The following is a 16,935-nucleotide window of genomic DNA, read 5'->3' as shown; positions in this document are numbered from 1 at the left end:
CCAGGGGGTCCCTGCGCCTTCCCGCGATCATTGCCGGGTCAGCGCGATTACGACAGGCCGACGGCCCGCCCGTTTTCGTCAACATCCATGCGCATCGAGGCCGGAACCTTGGGCAGGCCCGGCATTGTCATGAGGGTCCCGGTGATCGCCACGATGAACCCGGCACCGGTCTTGGGAATGAGATCCCGCACGTGCAGCGTGAACCCCTCGGGAGCGCCCAGCAGCGTGGGGTCGTCGGAGAACGAGTACTGGGTCTTGGCCATGCACACCGGGAGATTGTCCCAGCCGTTGTCATGGATTTGCTTGAGCATCCGCGTGGCAGCCGCGGAATACTCGACTCCGGCGCCTCCGTAGATCTCCCGCACGACCGTCTGGATCTTCTCCTCGACGGGACGATCCAAGTCGTAGAGAGGGGCAAAATTGTTCGGGGCCTCGATGGCCCGCAACACGGCGGCGGCCAGCTCACCGGCCCCTTCTCCCCCCTGTCCCCAGACATCCGCCACAGCGCATTCGATGCCGTTGGCGGCTGCCCATTCGGTGACAACCGCGATTTCTTCCTCGGTGTCCGCGGTGAACCTGTTGATGCCGATAACCGGCTGGACCCCGAATTTCCTGACGTTTTGGGCGTGCCGGACCAGATTGGCCATGCCGTCGCGTACCGCTTCGACGTTTTCGCTCTTCAACGCGTCTTTGGCCACGCCGCCATGCATCTTAAGAGCACGAATAGTTGCCACCAGGACCACCGCATCGGGATTGCAGCCGGCATAGCGGGCCTTGATGTCCATGAACTTCTCGGCGCCCAAATCCGCCCCGAAGCCAGCCTCGGTGACCACGATGTCGGCCAGCGAACGGGCAGTATTGGTGGCGATAGCCGAGTTGCAGCCGTGGGCGATGTTGGCGAACGGTCCTCCGTGGATGAACGCCGGCGTTCCGGCCATGGTCTGGACCAGGTTGGGCTTGATGGCGTCCTTGAGCAACATAGTCATGGCGCCGGACGCCCCTAGGTCGTCCACGGTGACGGGGGTCTTGGCGTAGGTGTATCCGATCGTCATCCGGCCCAGGCGAGTCCGCAGGTCATCGAGACCGGTTGCCAGGCAGAAGACCGCCATGACTTCCGAGGCCACGGTGATCTCAAATCCCGTTTCGCGCGGAACACCTTCGGTCGGGCCGCCAAGGCCGATCACGATGTTGCGCAGGGCTCGGTCGTTCATGTCCATGACGCGCTTGAAGGTGATCCGGCGCGGGTCAATTCCCAAGGCATTGCCCTGATGCAGATGGTTGTCGAGTAGCGCCATCAGCAGGTTGTTGGCGCTGGTGATGGCATGGAAATCCCCGGTGAAATGCATGTTGATCTCATCCATGGGCAGGACCTGCGAGTAACCGCCACCGGTGGCTCCGCCCTTCATGCCGAAGATCGGCCCCAGCGACGGTTCGCGCAGGGCGATCATCGTCTTGGCGCCGGCGGCCGCAAGGGCATCTCCCAGACCCACCGTGATGGTGGATTTCCCCTCCCCGGCGGGCGTTGGGGATACTCCGCTGACCAAGACCACTTTTCCGAGTTTCGCCCCGCGTGCTCTCAGGCGTGCCGGATCGATCTTGGCCTTGTAGCGACCGTAGGCCTCAACCGCGTCTTCCGGAATCCCGGCCGATGCGGCAATCTCGGAAATTGGCTTGAGCACGGCCCGCGAAGCAATCGCTAGATCACTCATGTCGGCTTCCGGCATCGCTGTCATAGTGTGTCCCCTATCTGGATTCCCGGTGGCGGGGTGATTGAGGACGTTCAAGGAGTCTGGCCGTCCTCGCTACACCTTCAAGCTATCACCGCATCAGCGGAACAAGGAGAAGCCCGGCCCCGTGACCGGCAGGTCTCGGCCTTTTAGGGATCCACCGGAAAGGCAGCGACCGCTCCGGCAAAGCCCAGAACCACGTGGCTTTCACCGGAATCCTGTGCCTGGAGCGCGCCGACACTGACACCTCTGGCTTCCTTGCCGCCTGCCGCACAGGGATAGAGCAGCGTCCCGCCGTTGCCATCCTCGGGCTTGGTGTACTTGGCATCCTTGGTGCACAGGAAGCGTTCCCCGGCGGCGACATTGATGGTCTTGCCGGTACGGGTGTCTAGCAACGTCGGCGTCTCTTCCGCTGCCAGGAAGAGGCTTGCCCCGCCGTCATCGGGTGCGTGGGCGACATCCAGGTCGGCAGCCCTTGGGTAGCTTTTGGTCTTCCAGATGACCTTCCCGGTTTTCGGGTCGAACCCTTCCAAATGGACTTTGACATCCTCGAATCTGCCCTTGGTTCCCTTGGCTTCCTTAAATCTTCCGGAGTCGAAGATGCATCTCACTGGATAGGCTTTTCCCTCCTCCAGCACAGTCTGTTTCCGGCCCATGGGGGGCAGGCAGTAAGTGGCTGCCCCCTTGGCTTTCCACAGGGTCTTTCCGTTTTCGGCATCTATGCCGAACATCATTTCCTGGCGGAAGTCCGTATCGCGGGCGACGACGTTTCCCTTGCTGTCCTGGGTTTCCTTGTGTTCTCGGCCGATCCAGCCGGAGTAGACTCCGAGCTTTTCCGAGTAGTCAACGTTCCAGCCCTGACCGGGTGTGTAGCCCGGTCCCATGGCCTTGGCCAGGGACACTCCCCACACTTTCTTGTTTCCCTTGAGCCGCAGGAGGTTGCTCGTGTTTCCGGTGTAGTGCCCGTAGAGTTCCCCGCCGCTGATTGGGAAGATGGAATCCCCCAACTTGTACTGCGGCGTGAGGGTTCGCTGGGTTCCACGGTCGAGGTCGACACGCATCCGCTGCTCGTCATTGATGTAGGGGTTGATCGAGAGATAGCACATGTCCTTGCTGTCTGGGCAGGAGGACGGTCGGGACCTGATCAGTTGCGCGGGCCCCTTGTAGACGACCTTGCCCGAGGCGATGTCCACGGCCACCGGCTTGGTCCAGACACCTCCGCTCCAGCCATCGCGTGGTTTCGATTTCTCCAGGAAGAGCGCCATGTCCTTCCCCTTGGCCGTCTTACTCAGTTCCACCGTCATGTTGACGCCGCTGGGTACCCAGCCCGGGACAACGGTGACGCCCCAGAGTTTCTTGCCCGTGGTTTCCTTCAGCCCCACCAGCTGCAGCCCTTTGGCCCCTTCGGCGAGCACGACCGCCACCCCGTTGACCACCCGGGGGCGGTCCAAGACCTTCATCTTCACGCTCCATGAGGGTTCGACCATACGGGTTCGGCGATTGGCTAGTTCCGCCGCCGCGTCGACCGCAGGTGAAGCGGGCGCCAAGGCGTCCGTTCCCGAAATTGCTCCACCGGCCGATTCCGGTCCCGGCGTGCAGGAACCAACCATCAGCCCGACACAACAGAGTACGACTGCAACGGCATATTTCCGTTTTCCCTTGTCCATGCCCTCATCCTAGGAATTGCGCCCATGCGATTGACCGGTGCCGGCGAATCTGTGGATAACTCCAGTGCCAGCGGGACCGTGCCCTTTGGGCGCCAGGGTTCGAGGTTTCCGTCCCTTTCCCGCGCAGTGGGAGAATGGAAGTCATGTCCTCAACTCCCCCATTTGCCTTGCTTCTCGATGTCGACGGTCCCATCGCATCTCCGGTGACCCGCGATGTCGCACCGGAGGTCATCTCCCTGCTCCTGGAACTCGCCGTCTCGGGAATCCCCGTTGTCTTCAACACCGGGCGTTCCGACGAGTTCATCAAGCGCCAGGTGATGGGACCCATGATCACGTCGGGCATGCCCGAAAACCTTAAAATCCACGCCATCTGCGAAAAGGGAGCCACTTGGTTCACCTTTGATTCAACCGGCGCCGGGGAAGTCCACATCGACCACGGGCTTGCTGTCCCTGGGCACTATTCGGATGAAATTCGAGAGCTGGTGGCCTCCAAATTCGACGACCACATGTTCTTCGACGAGACCAAACGCGCCATGGTTTCGGTGGAACAAAACATCGATGCAGCGAACCATGAATACCGGCGCGCCCAAGAGCAATTCGATTCGGCCGCCATGGACGCGATGGCCCGCAGTGGCCTGGGCGTTGAACGACTGGAGGTAAGCCAACCGGATGCGAATGAGGAAATCTCCTACCGGGTCGACCCGACCATCATCTCCACGGACATTGAGTCGGTGGAACTGGGCAAGGACCTCGGTGCCAGACGCACCCTCGAGCTGTTGGCCGCGGATGGCATCTTCCCCGCGGAGTGGTTCACGGTTGGCGATTCCCGCACCGACTACGCCATGGCCGACTGGCTGGCGCAAAACGGGCACCGGGTCAGCCACGTCGACGTGCGCCCGGGCGACGGCATTCCTGCAGGGAAACCCTACCCGGTGCTTACCGCGCGGGATCTAGGTCTGGGACAGGACATCATCCACGACCATGCAGGATTGGCGTTCCTCCGCCATTGGCGCGCGCAGCTCGACTGAGCAGCCGCCTGCTTCCGATTGCCAAGTGGCAGGAACCAACTTTAACCGGCAAAGCCCGCCGGCGAAGCCGGCGGGCTTTGCACAGTGGGTTACATACTCGTTCATGGTCATGCTCCTGGGTGGGTGAGTGACTTGCATTCCGGGCCAGGCTTTGTGGAGACCTGGTCCTAATTCACTCACCGCACGCGGAAGATCATGTCCATCGGAAGGTGGTGACGTAGTTCGCGATCCCTTGCATCGGGGTTGAACTGCGTCTGAAGCCAAGCCTTGTTCTTTGGCTTGCGTTCCTTTGCACTCATGGTGGTTACCTCCCCTCAACGGTGTTGGAGGAGCGGAAGGTGGCCTGTTCCGTGGGCCGCGAGCTGCGGGCACGCAGCGCTTCCGGCCCGGTGAAGATTAGTTCAGCGGAGCGAGCAACCTGGGTGGAGATCGATGAGATCTGGGTAGACATGATAAAAGTTCCTCAAGGATTTGGTCGATTAATGACTCATCAGCCTCGGGAACTTTGAAAAGCTAGGGAAGTACTAGCAGGGCGCCGTTCCGGAGGCGGGGGAAGTGGCTCGAGCGGTAAGGCCGCCGAAGCCATGACGGGGCACATAGAAGCCGCCGAAATTCATTGAAGTAATCATCATTCCCACCTCCTTTTCTGGAAGAACATGCCAGAAGATTCTGGCGCCAACATTGTCTATTGGATTTCGATGTCTCATTGAGACTTCTCAATCACAGGTTCCACGATACACACCGCGATAGGGTTACGCCACTCATTTTTCCAAGAGTTTAAAACGGGGAACCTCGTCTCGGCGTGTTTGGTGCGACACGCCGGGACAAGGTTCCCCCGGGGACTCCTTGGCCTACTGCTCTGCTGCTTCGGGCTGCATCCGCCACCACTGGAGCAGCGCCGCAATTGCTTCCTCTTCTTCGATCGGCCCGTTGTCCAGGCGACGCTCGAGCAGGTAGTTGTAGGCGCGACCCACCACGGGACCGGGCTTGATCCCAAGGATCTCCATGATCTGCTGGCCGTTGAGGTCCGGCCGCACGGCGGCCATTTCCTCTTTCCCGCTGATCTCTGCAATGCGTGCCTCAAGGTCGTCGTAGGCAAAGGCAAGCCTGTCCGCCTTCTTGCGGTTGCGCGTGGTCACGTCCGACCGCGTCAACCGGTGCAGCCGCTCCAGCAAGTCGCCAGCGTCGTGAACGTAGCGACGCACCGCCGAGTCGCTCCACCCTGCATCTCCGTACCCATAGAAGCGCATATGCAGTTCAACCAGGCGGGCCACCGCCTTGGTGGTGTCATTGTCGAAACGCAGGGCGCGCATGCGGGCCTTGACCTGCTTGGCACCGACGACGTCATGGTGGCGGAAACTGACAGCACCGTTCGGTTCAAACTTGCGAGTCGCCGGCTTGCCGATGTCATGCATCAGTGCGGCGAAGCGCAACACGAAGTCGGGACCCGGCACCGGGCCCTCCGCATCACTTTCCAGCTCCATGGCCTGCTCCAGCACCGTCAACGAGTGCTGGTAGACGTCCTTGTGTCGATGGTGTTCGTCGAGTTCCAGGCGCAAGGCGGAAACCTCCGGAAGCACGATGTCTGCCAGCCCCGTGTCCACCAACAGGTCGATGCCGGCGCGCGGATCGACACCGTTGATCAACTTCACCAGTTCGTCCCTGACACGCTCGGCGGAGATGATCTTGATCCGCTCAGCCATTTCCTTCATGGCCGCGCGCACCTCGTCCGCCACGCCAATGCCCAGCTGGGAGGCGAATCGCGCGGCACGCATCATCCGCAACGGGTCGTCGGAGAAGGACATGGACGGGGCACCCGGCGTGCGGACCTCGCCCTCGGCCAGGTCGGCGGCTCCGTTGTATGGATCCACCAGTTCCAGGCTCGGCAGGCGCAGCGCCATCGCGTTCATGGTGAAGTCGCGGCGGTAGAGATCGTCTTCCAGCCTGCGGCCGAAGGCCACGATGGGCTTGCGGGAGGAAGGGTCGTACGCATCGGCCCGGTAGGTGGTCACCTCGATGGTGTGCTCGCCCTTGCGCAGCGCAATCGTTCCGAAATCGCGGCCCACCTCCCAAGTGGCATCGGCCCATCCGGCCACCACCGCAAGGGTTTCATCTGGGGAAGCACTGGTGGTGAAGTCAAGATCCGGGGACACTCGGCCCAGGAAGAGGTCGCGCACCGGTCCCCCCACCAGGGATAGTTCAAAGCCGGAATCGACAAACCGCTGCCCCAGCTCAAAGATGACGGGGGGCAAAATATCGGAGAGGACCTGTGGGGACGGTAGCTGCTGCATAGTTCTTTAAGGGTGCCAGACTTTCGGGACGGTGACATGTTCCCGGCCTCCCCGATTCGGCGTTAGCTTCCACACGCCTGATGCCGCCGCTTCGCACCGAAGAATGGAATCACGCGCCGAGCGGGCGGGGCAAGCCACGAAGTGACGCAAAACCGATAGAGTGGTTTCCATGGCTCATCCAGTTCCCAGCGCCCCGAAGCGCACGCCGTTGACTGCGTCAATGGCGCATGCGCAGGCGCAGGTGGGCACCGGACACCACCCGTTGCCCACTGTGGAGGAAATCTCGGCCGGCGGCGTCGTCATCGACACGTCGCTTCCCAGCCTGCCGGTGGCCATTATCGCCAGGTACAACCGCGGCGGACGCCTTGAATGGTGCCTGCCCAAGGGCCACCCCGAGGGCGCCGAAACCAACGAAGAAGCAGCCGTCCGCGAAATCGAGGAAGAAACCGGCATCGCCGGCGACATCCTTGCCCCGCTGGGTTCGGTCGACTACTGGTTTACCGTCACCAACTACCGCGTCCACAAGACCGTGCACCATTTCCTCTTGCGTGCAACGGGCGGCGAACTGACCATCGAAAACGACCCGGACCACGAAGCCGTGGACGTGGCGTGGGTCCCGCTGCTTGATCTCGGCAAGCGCCTGTCCTTCCCCAATGAGCGGCGCATCGCCGATCTTGCGCGTGAAGTGCTCCCCAACTATGTCCCAGGTATCTAAACACCCCGCGCGTCCCAGCACGCCTCCACAGACCCCGGCCAAGCAATCACACAGCCAGTCCAAGGCCTACGCGCTAATGGCGTCGGGCACCATGGTCTCCCGCGTACTCGGCTTCATCCGCACCGCGCTGCTGGCTGTTGCCATCGGCTCGAGCACCACGATGGCCGACATCTTCGAGAAGGCGAACGTCATCCCGACGATCATCTTCATGCTGCTGGCCGGCGGCATCTTCAACGTGGTGCTGGTTCCCCAGCTCATCAAGGCCTCGAAGGCGTCCGACCGCGGATCCGCGTACACCTCCAAGCTCGTGACCCTCACGATCGTGGTGATGGGCCTTGCCACGGTGCTGCTGGTTTCCATGGCGGGACCGCTGATCAAGGTGCTGACCCTGGACTGGACCCCGGCGATGATCGCCATGGGAACCACGTTTGCGTATTGGTGCCTGCCACAGATTTTCTTCTACGGCGTCTACGCGGTGATTGGCCAGGTGCTCAACGCCCACAGCCGGTTCGGTGCCTATATGTGGGCACCGGTGGCCAACAACCTGGTGCAGATCTGCACCATCGGAACCTTCATCATCCTCTTTGGCGCCTACTCCGGGGACGGCGACCAGCTGGCCGCCTGGACCTCCGAGCAGACCGTCCTGCTGGCAGGCGGCGCCACCCTGGGCATCGCGGTCCAGGCGCTGGCCCTGTTCTGGCCTTTGCGCCGCGTCGGACTGAACTTGCGCCCGGATTTCTCCTGGCGCGGCATGGGCCTGCGGCACGTGGGCAAGCTGGCCGCCTGGACGCTGGGGTCGATGATGGTGGGCAACATCGCCTCACTGATCAACTCCAAGTTCGTCTCGGCCGCGGCTCCGGCACGTCTGTTGCTGCCCGACGGCGGGGCTACGGTTCCGGGCGAATACGCCTTGAACACCTCCCAGCTGATCACCGTGCTGCCACACTCCATCTTTGCCCTCACCTTGGCCACAATGCTCTTTAACGAGTTCACCAAGGCCTTCCATGAGAAACGCCGCGAGGACATAGCGCCACTGCTCTCTCGCGGGCTGCGCACCAGCGCGGTTCCGATCGTCTTCGCCTCGGTGGCCTTCATCGTGCTCGCCGGGCCGTTGGGCCGGCTGTTTGCCGGCAGCTCCTCCACCGCGATGTTGCAGGGCGCCGCCATCGGCCAGTTGTTGCTTCTCACGACGCTCGGGCTGCCATTCAAGTCCATTCACTTCTTCATGATCCGTGTCTTCTTCGCCGAGGAAGACACCAAGACCCCCATGCTGATCCAGACCGTTGTCGCCAGCCTCACCGTCGCATTGGCCTTCGTCGCGGTGCAGGTCCTGCCTACAACGGACATCGCCCGGGCCGTGGCGCTGATCTACGGTGCCACCAATGTGCTCTCCGCGGTGATCGCGCACTTCCTGATCGTCCGCCGCTATGGCGACTACGGCAGCGCCAGGGTCGCGACCGCGTATATCCGCATCGGCATGATGGCCACCATTTCCGGTGCCGTGGGGGCTGTGGTGCTGTGGCTGCTGGGCGGCTACGACTGGGGATTTGCTTGGAGTTCCATCGGTGCCGCGGTCGTCTCGATTGTCGTCGTCGGGTCCGTCATGGCCCTGGTCTACATCATTTTGCTGCGCCTGATGCGCTCGGAGGAGCTAGATGATTTCCTGGGTCCGCTGGCCCGCCGAATCCCTTCACTGCGGCGGTAATCGGAGCAACTGGCGGGTTCGGGAGACTCGGCGCGCCCCCGGCTTCGGCTTGGGACTTCGAGAAATCCCGTCCCCATCCCGGTAACATGGAACGGGGCACCCACGAGGGTGCCGGCAACGCAAAGTAATCCCGGGAGGGAATCGTGTCGCAGCCCATCGACGCCGGCGCCATGCTTGGCGGCCGCTACCAGGTCACCGAATTGGTCTTGACCTCAGCCGACGGAGACCAGGTCCTCAGTGGCATCGATCAGGTGCTCAACCGGCCTGTCAGCATCCTGGTCGGTTCAACGGCCAATGCCTCGCAGCTGGCCACGAGTGCGCGCGAAATTGCCACCGGCGAACGCTATGCCGCGGTCCAGGTCCTGGACCTGGGAATTTCCGAGGGAAACACCTACCTGGTGACAAACCTTGCGGAGCCCGCAGACCTTCTGGATCTGGTGGTCCAGGTCGATGCCCCCTACGTCGAGCCGTTCTACACCGACACCCTGGGGACCGAGATCTTCGGCGTGACCCGCTCAAAGGAGCCGGCACGCTACGAAGACGACGCCGAATACTACGAGGACCAGCGCACCCAGGAAGAGCAGCGTCCATCCATGCTCGACCGGCTGCCGGAAATCAGCCTCAACGAGAAACTAAACAGCATCAAGGGCCGCTTCGGCCGCGGCAAGCAGACCCCGCCGTCGGTCCCCCCGGTTCTGCCCGCTGCATCGGTGGGTTCGAGCACCGAGCAGGCTCCTGCCGTTTCGGCGTCCTCTCCCTCCGCCCCTGCCCCGGCGGCTTCCTCCCCGACCCCCGCGCCACGCGAAACCCCTGCCGCGACGCAGGCCACCCCCACCACTCCCCCGGCGCCCACGGCACCGCCCGTCGGCCAGCCTGCTCCCAAGGTCACTCGGATGGAAACCACTGACCACACCGAGGAACCCGTCGTGACGTCCGCTGCCGCCCTTGCAGCGGCGCAGAAGTCCCGTGGCATCAACGTCGACGAATCGGGCCAGCGCGTGGCCTCCAGCTTCCCCGTCGCAGCCCAGTCGTACTCGGAGCCGCTGCAAGAGGACTACGAGGATGAGGACGAGGAAGCTGGTGAAGGCCGAAAGAAGACCACGCGCCTGCTCGTGGGTGCGTTGCTGTGTGCAGTGCTGGTCTTGGCCGTCGTCTTCGCCTTCAACGCATTGGGCGGCCGCGCCCCCGAACCCGTGGCCAGCGACTCCCCCACGCAAAGTGCCCCCGATACCAGCGGCGGCAGCGAGCCGGCCTCGGAATCGCCGAGCGCCGCCCCCGTCGAGCCCGTGGTCGCCGACCTCTCGCGCATGGTGCCTGGCAACCAGGACCTCAACGCGGAGACGGACAGCACCCTTTCCAAGGCGATCGACGGCAACCCGGCAAGCCTCTACAGGTCATACTCCTACACGTCCCCCCAGTTCGGCGGACTTGCATCGAACATGGTGCTCATCGCGGAGCTGGAAGAAGTTTCCGACGTCACGGAAATCCAGCTTGAGGGTTTGAACGGCACCGGTGGATCCTTCGAAATCCGCGTCGGTGAAACGGACGACCTTTCCGATGCCAAGATGGTTTCCAGCGGTTCCTTCACCGGACCGACTGTAAGCGTCCCGGTCAGCGGCGAGAACGGTGCAGCTGCCAAGGGGCAATACGTGTTCCTTAACGTCACCGAACTGCCGCGCCGCGCCTCGGGCGGCAACGCCTCCCGCCCGTACGGCCTGCAAATCGGCGAGTTCCGCGTCTCCTAGCCCCACCCGGCCGGGAATACCAACACTGCATTGGCTGTTATGCAGGACAGTCCCCCTTACCCGCGGCGTGTTTGAACCAGGCCGCACTCATGAAAGGTTCACCGACCCGTGGCCACAGAAGCACAAGACGCCATCCGCAACGTCATCATCATCGGTTCGGGCCCCGCCGGCTACACCGCGGCCGTTTACACGGCACGTGCGAACCTGCAGCCCCTGGTCATCGCCGGCTCGGTGACCGCCGGCGGCGAGCTCATGAACACCACCGACGTGGAAAACTTCCCCGGCTTCCCCGAGGGCATCATGGGTCCGGACCTCATGGACAACATGCAGAAGCAGGCCGAGCGTTTCGGCGCCGAGATCCTCTTCGACGACGTCACCGCCGTCGATCTGGCCGGCGACGTCAAGGTCGTCACCCTGGGCGACGGCACCGTGTACCGCGCCCACGCCGTGATCCTCTCCACCGGCTCGGCCTACCGCGAGATCGGCCTGCCCGACGAGAAGCGCCTTTCCGGACACGGCGTCTCCTGGTGCGCGACCTGCGACGGCTTCTTCTTCCGCGAACAGGAAATCGCCGTAATCGGCGGCGGCGACTCGGCCATGGAAGAAGCACTCTTCCTGACCAAGTTTGCCTCCAAGGTCACCGTGGTCCACCGCCGCGATACCCTGCGCGCCTCCAAGATCATGGCCGATCGCGCCCTGGCCCACCCGAAGATCGAATTCATCTGGGACTCCGAGGTCGTTGGCATCACCGGCGAGCAGAAGGTCACCGGCATGACGCTGCGCAACCTCAAGACAGACGCCCGCCAGGACGTCCCGGTCACCGGCATGTTCGTAGCCATCGGCAACGACCCACGCACCGACCTGGTCAAGGACGTACTGACCCTCACGGCCGAAGGAACCATCGCCGTCGAAGGCCGCACCTCCAAGACCAGCCTCCCCGGCGTCTTCGCCGCAGGAGACGTCATCGATTCCTCTTACCGCCAGGCCATCACCGCCGCCGGCTCCGGCTGCGCCGCGGCCCTGGACGTCGAGCACTACCTCGCAGACGTCCACTCCAACGCCGCGACCCCGGCAGCGGTTTCCGTCTCCAACTAGATCCCCTTCCCAAGCACTGGGAAGAAATCCTTAACGAAAGGTGCAGGCCATGAGCCAGACCAAAGACGTCACCGACGCAACGTTCCAGGCCGATGTCCTCGAGGCCGCCAAGCCCGTCATCGTGGACTTCTGGGCCGAATGGTGCGGCCCCTGCCGCCAGCTGACCCCGATCCTCGAGCAGATCGCGGCCGAGCACGCCGAGAAGGTCGACGTGGTCAAGGTCAACGTCGATGACAACCCGGCCATCGCCGCCAAGTACGGGATCACCAGCATCCCCGCCGTCTACGTCTTCCAGGGCGGCGAACATGTCGCGACCTCCATCGGCGCCAAGCCAAAGCCGGTCCTGGAAAAGGAATTCGCCGCGTACCTCTAATACGCGCCCTCGAATCCACCAGCTCGGTGCATCCGCCCCACGGGCCGGATGCACCGAGCATTTTTTAAGCCCTACCTCGGGTCCGTCTCCCGATCGAACGACAATGGATACGCTCTGGAACAAGTGCTGTCCATATACAATTGAAATTGTTTGTTTACCTAGAAAACGTAGTCGATCCTGTTCGACTCGGCATCGATGCCCGGTTTTAGTTTCCGTAACTCACTAGGATCTACACACCTGCCATAGATGGCCTCCGGCTTGTCGACACCTCAGCCATTTGCTTGCAGCCTCAAGCTTCGCGAACAGCAACAATGACGGAACGCTGTCAGTCCGCGCCGAAACACTTGCCCCTGTTCGGGCAACACGCCCGATCAAATCCGACCGTCCGTGAAGTTCACGGACCGCTGGTCTGCAGCTCGTCACCCACACACTGCCCCGCCATATCCAGGATTGACGCAGACGTTTTCCTTTGCGCGACAGTGAATCCGTGGCTTCAGGCTTGGTTCGTGTTGGGTCTGACGATGCCTCGTTGTTCAACGCACGCGCGTGCACGATCCACCGACTGAGCAATTCAATGGTCGCATCCGTTCCAGGCTTGCCGTTGTCAGCTCCCCATCGGTTCCCAACCCCTCGATGTTCTTGGGCGGGGAGCCGTGAGACCTCTTGGCGGAGAGCATCCGCCGTGCCTGTTCGACGTCGACTGAATATCCGGAGGTTTGAGAGCCACCGGATATTGCCACCGGCCTCCAACGGTTCCTCGCCGGCCTGGACGGCATCGATCTTCTCGCGCAAGTTGTACGTTCCGGTTTCGCTACAGATGGTGTTGATAATGGTCCGGTCCATGTTCGCTTCGGCGTGGCCGCCGAAGCCGAGTCGATGGCGGTAGCCATTCTACGGATACTGCCTGCAGAGCACCGGCGAGGTTGAGCCGCAGCGGCGGTCCCAAGACTCGATCCGCAGGCAGAGCCCCTTCCCTGTAGCGCGCTCCGGCAACAGCCCGCGGATCGGCGGCAGAATGGAGTCCGCAGTGCATTTCCAGAGCTTCGCGGTGCCCAGCAGCATGTTGTCCTGAGCAATCGGGGCAATCGGTCGAGGCCGGACCGACTCACTCATTTCGCAGGGCCTGCTCCAAGTCGACGGCAAAGCGGTTCCCATGAAGACTATTCCCGTTTCCCCGGGATGGTCCCCACGCGCAGTATTGACGCCTTCCAAGGCGCAATTGGTGGCTCTGAACGGCAATATTGGTGACTCTCTTAGAGTCAGATATTCATCACCAAAATTCGCTCAACGCTCAGGACGTCCATGAATCGTCACCAAGCAGCCACCAAATCTCTCTGCGATACCCCACCGTCGAGTATCCAGCGGGCGGTGCGGCGTGTGCAATTCTTTCTCCGTTCTAATCAAGCGTGATTTGTCCCGAGCGACGGCACCTCGACGTTGAGTTCGCGAGGCAAGTTTGCATGTGAGCCTTGGATGGTCGCCGGTCATGTGCATGCAGTTTGTGACTGCCCGCGATTTTCGCCCGACAGGAAATCAGGCGGTGACGGATGATCTTGACCGGCGCATTCGCATCTCCGCGAACCAACCCGGATGCCGATTGGTCATCAGGCATCTGTCATGAGCGACCGTTGTCCCCGGTGTGTGGCTCCCGGGCCGCATGTCGCTCATATCCATGATGGTTCATGCACACCACGGGATGAACAGGATTGGGTTACATTTATCGATCCTTCATGGGAAAGGCCTTCGATCCTGCCCCTCATCCCTCCATGTTCAGCATGCCAGTAGTACCGTTTGGGCAGGCTTGAAGCCGTGGGCTAGTTCGAATTCATTATCCGTTGGGCGCGTGCGGGTCACTGCAACAATGGAGGGCTTACCGTTCGAGGCGCCTTGCATGCGCCGCCACTCCCCCAAAGCTGCGCGTACGCGGCTTCTGCGCTCCTGTGCGCCGCTCCCCCAGTCGCGCGACGACCGTGATCTACTGCGGTCAGGGATCGGCATACCGACCGTTTCATCCTGAACGATTCGACCCTAGGTTGGGCGGCATGGGCACTGTTTCACGTGAAACAAACACGGCCAGCCTCCGTAGATCACGATTGGTGCCTTACGCGCTTACGGAGTGTTTCACGTGAAACACTCAACATCTTGGCCAGGTCTCGATTCCCTTCTCAAACGATAGGAACTAGATGTTTCACGTGAAACCGTACCGAAGTAAGATCCCGCATGCACTCCGAGCAGATTATTCAGCCATTGCGCCTCTCCCCAGCTTTCCCCAAAACACCGTGGTGCTCGGGCACGACGTGGTACAGATTCTTGACAAGCATTCCTCACTGGTCTGCACCTGCCCGCGCGCCTTCGGGAAGCACACCGAGACGATCTTCGTCCCCGCGTCCCTGGTCCTGATGCTGGTGATCAAGCCCGGTAACTGAGCCCATTCGCCGTTGCGGACTCTGGTCACCGACCCGGCGTGACTGGTTGGACAAAACCACCGCCACCGACCGGCGATGGTTGTTCAACGCGGTGGATGCCGCGCCCGGGACCACCGGGTTCAAGGTCGCGATAAAGGCCGCCCACACCCTGATCGCGCATGGGCACGAATTGGACATGGCCATGCTGTCCCGCCAAGGTGGACTTGAGCTTCTACGACACCTTCTCCACCCTGAATATGACCACCAGAGAAGCCGCATGGATCGATCACCGTCCAATACCTGCTCGAGGCCGGCAAGCATGCCTCGCTCACCGACACAGTGCTGACCGAATGGGCCGAGAAGGGCACCCCGAAGCAAAGTGACTACCTACACGGGGTGTTGGTGTCCGAACGCGAATCGGGGCGGCAAGAACTGCTGAAGGCCGCACTGCTGCCGGCCATGAAAGTCCTCACCGGGTTCGACTACAGCAACGTCAGGTTCCCCGAGGACTACTGAGGCCATCCCTTGGAATCCCTGGACTTCATCGAAAGAGTCCAAGACCGGTTCCTTTACGCAGACATGGGCACGGGATAAAACGCACATGGCCACCGAACTGGTGGCCGCCGAGTGCCGGCAGGGCATCCAGGCGAGGTTCTTCACCACCTCCGCGTTGGTGGTGATACTGCGCCTTGCCAAGGAGGAGGACCGTCTGGACAAGGAGCTCGCGTCACTGACCAAGAACCAGTTGAACGTCATCGCCCTGTGCCGAGGTCGGGATTATGCCGATACCCTTCACGGAACGTCGGACTCGACCCTTGCCCACATGAGAAACGGGATGGAAACCGCTGGCGTCCATCGACATGGTCCCGTGGTGGGGTTGATGCTGCTTTCCAAGGAACAAGGTGTCCGGAACGGAGGGCAGGATCATGGTGGGTACGCGGCGGAAACCGGGACGGATGGTGCCCAATATCTTGGAGTTCGAATCACGACTGTCGTCGTTGGGCTACACGCCTGGGACGACCGGGGGCATGTTGAAGGTGGTTGGCAATGTTGGTAACTGGCTTGTCTTGGAGGGATTGACGGTCTCTGACTTCAACGAGCGCAGGGTGGAACCCCTCGATGAGTAGCGGCACGATGCCGGGTATCGACAGAAAAAGCACCGGAGCGTTTACACATTGCTGATGGCTTTCCTACGCGAGCAGGACGTGCTCCCGGCCGCACTCGTCAAGCCGCCATCAGCCCCTAAAGCCTTCTTGCGGGGTTATCGGCACTGGCTGGCTGCTGAGCGTGATCTCTCGGAAATGACCATACTTCGATACGCCAATTTGGCGCGGCGGTTCCTCGACACAACCGTCCGCCCTGCGGAGGTCGGACGTGGCAGCGTTCATGCTGCTCGAGAGCGGGCGGGTGAGTTTGGGTTCCGCGCGCGGACGCGTGGCCGAGGTTCGTTCGCTCTTGCTCCACCTGGCAGAGCTGGATCTGGCGATTTCAGTGTCGTCGGTCGCAGGATGGAGGGATGCCGGCCTGCCCGTTTCACTGACGCCACCGAGGTGGAGAAGTTGGTGGGTTCCTGCGACGGAACGCGGACATCGGACACGCGGGACCTAGGAAAGTATTCCTGATCGAACCAGCCCCCGAAAACCTATTCGGCCTGACCTCGTCGTGGACGTGCTCAGGTGTGCCTGCCCTCCAGCCGATGCACGGGGGTCCCTCCTGTCGGTTTGCTCCCGCATCGGGGACGGTGGCACCCTCCCTACATCTACTCGGCCCGGTACGTCGCGGGGTTGATGGCCCAGTCTCGGTTTGCACTGGGTCCGCGGCTGCCTGCGGCAACATACAAATCGCTGATTGGGTTGTTGAGCGTTGCTGATCCGGGAATCTAAGTGCGGAAAGACCCGTCTCGTACCCTTCCAGAATGGGGCCAGGGAGGCCATGGGCTCCTATACAAAACTGCGGGGTGCGGTGCATCCCCAGCGCCAGACCAACGCGTTCCTCGTGACCGTCACCGGAAAGGGGCTCTTCTATACCGTGGTCGGCGGGACCTTCCGGGACCTATGCGCGAAGGCGGCGTGGGAGTCGGCGCGCCACACAGCCCTAAGCTCCACGACCTGAGGCACACGTTCGCGGTGAATACCTTGGTGAAGTGGTACCTGCGGGGAGCCAACGAGCCTGCCCGGACGCCGC

General features: G+C 62.1%; 13 protein-coding genes. 9 read left to right on the top strand and 4 right to left on the bottom strand.

Annotated elements, in window-relative coordinates; all coding sequences use genetic code 11:
- Positions 1 to 47: 47 nt before the first annotated feature.
- Positions 48 to 1,733: a formate--tetrahydrofolate ligase gene (locus tag Q2T94_RS08130; protein WP_436836823.1), complete on the bottom strand. Its 1,686-nt coding sequence runs from the start codon at positions 1,731 to 1,733 to the stop codon at positions 48 to 50.
- A 143-nt stretch (positions 1,734 to 1,876) separates the two neighbouring features.
- Positions 1,877 to 3,187, bottom strand: a complete 1,311-nt coding sequence (locus Q2T94_RS08125) for a hypothetical protein (RefSeq protein WP_302263612.1) — start codon at positions 3,185 to 3,187, stop codon at positions 1,877 to 1,879.
- A gap of 350 nt (positions 3,188 to 3,537) precedes the next feature.
- Here Q2T94_RS08125 and Q2T94_RS08120 point away from each other — a divergent pair, with 350 nt between their 5' ends.
- Positions 3,538 to 4,422, top strand: a complete 885-nt coding sequence (locus Q2T94_RS08120; RefSeq protein ID WP_302263611.1) for a Cof-type HAD-IIB family hydrolase — start codon at positions 3,538 to 3,540, stop codon at positions 4,420 to 4,422.
- Between the two features lie 304 nt (positions 4,423 to 4,726).
- Here Q2T94_RS08120 and Q2T94_RS08115 read toward each other — a convergent pair whose 3' ends face one another.
- Together Q2T94_RS08115 and Q2T94_RS08110 are read right to left on the bottom strand one after the other, a co-directional pair.
- On the bottom strand, positions 4,727 to 4,873 hold the full coding sequence (locus tag Q2T94_RS08115) for a hypothetical protein (RefSeq protein ID WP_302263610.1): 147 nt from the start codon (positions 4,871 to 4,873) through the stop codon (positions 4,727 to 4,729).
- Positions 4,874 to 5,273: 400 nt separating this feature from the next.
- Positions 5,274 to 6,713, bottom strand: coding sequence for a CCA tRNA nucleotidyltransferase (locus tag Q2T94_RS08110; RefSeq protein WP_302263609.1), 1,440 nt, complete (start codon positions 6,711 to 6,713; stop codon positions 5,274 to 5,276).
- A gap of 169 nt (positions 6,714 to 6,882) precedes the next feature.
- Between Q2T94_RS08110 and Q2T94_RS08105 the strand changes: the two genes are divergently transcribed.
- From Q2T94_RS08105 to Q2T94_RS08070, 8 genes are all read left to right on the top strand, one after another.
- The gene (locus tag Q2T94_RS08105; protein ID WP_302263608.1) at positions 6,883 to 7,428 is read left to right on the top strand and encodes an NUDIX hydrolase; all 546 of its coding nucleotides are present in this window, start codon (positions 6,883 to 6,885) and stop codon (positions 7,426 to 7,428) included.
- Entirely contained in the window at positions 7,412 to 9,133 is a 1,722-nt protein-coding gene (gene murJ / locus Q2T94_RS08100; protein WP_264271066.1) for a murein biosynthesis integral membrane protein MurJ, read from the top strand. Before Q2T94_RS08105 ends, murJ begins: the two co-directional genes overlap by 17 nt.
- A gap of 143 nt (positions 9,134 to 9,276) precedes the next feature.
- Entirely contained in the window at positions 9,277 to 10,878 is a 1,602-nt protein-coding gene (locus Q2T94_RS08095; protein ID WP_302263607.1) for a hypothetical protein, read from the top strand.
- Between the two features lie 108 nt (positions 10,879 to 10,986).
- Positions 10,987 to 11,973, top strand: coding sequence for a thioredoxin-disulfide reductase (gene trxB / locus Q2T94_RS08090; RefSeq protein WP_264271064.1), 987 nt, complete (start codon positions 10,987 to 10,989; stop codon positions 11,971 to 11,973).
- A gap of 49 nt (positions 11,974 to 12,022) precedes the next feature.
- The gene (gene trxA, locus Q2T94_RS08085) at positions 12,023 to 12,346 is read left to right on the top strand and encodes a thioredoxin (RefSeq protein ID WP_264271063.1); all 324 of its coding nucleotides are present in this window, start codon (positions 12,023 to 12,025) and stop codon (positions 12,344 to 12,346) included.
- A 2,297-nt stretch (positions 12,347 to 14,643) separates the two neighbouring features.
- Positions 14,644 to 14,772: a hypothetical protein gene (locus tag Q2T94_RS08080; protein ID WP_264271062.1), complete on the top strand. Its 129-nt coding sequence runs from the start codon at positions 14,644 to 14,646 to the stop codon at positions 14,770 to 14,772.
- A gap of 318 nt (positions 14,773 to 15,090) precedes the next feature.
- Positions 15,091 to 15,267 carry a hypothetical protein gene (locus Q2T94_RS08075; protein WP_302263606.1) on the top strand — a complete coding sequence of 59 codons (177 nt, stop codon included), beginning with the start codon at positions 15,091 to 15,093 and terminating at the stop codon, positions 15,265 to 15,267.
- An 85-nt stretch (positions 15,268 to 15,352) separates the two neighbouring features.
- Positions 15,353 to 15,808: a hypothetical protein gene (locus tag Q2T94_RS08070; RefSeq protein WP_264271061.1), complete on the top strand. Its 456-nt coding sequence runs from the start codon at positions 15,353 to 15,355 to the stop codon at positions 15,806 to 15,808.
- Positions 15,809 to 16,935 lie beyond the last annotated feature (1,127 nt).

The sequence above is a fragment of the Paeniglutamicibacter sulfureus genome (assembly GCF_030512175.1).
Classification (GTDB): domain Bacteria; phylum Actinomycetota; class Actinomycetes; order Actinomycetales; family Micrococcaceae; genus Paeniglutamicibacter; species Paeniglutamicibacter sulfureus.
The sequence above is the reverse complement of the archived record's forward strand: the minus strand, read 5'-3'. Positions and strand labels throughout refer to the sequence as shown.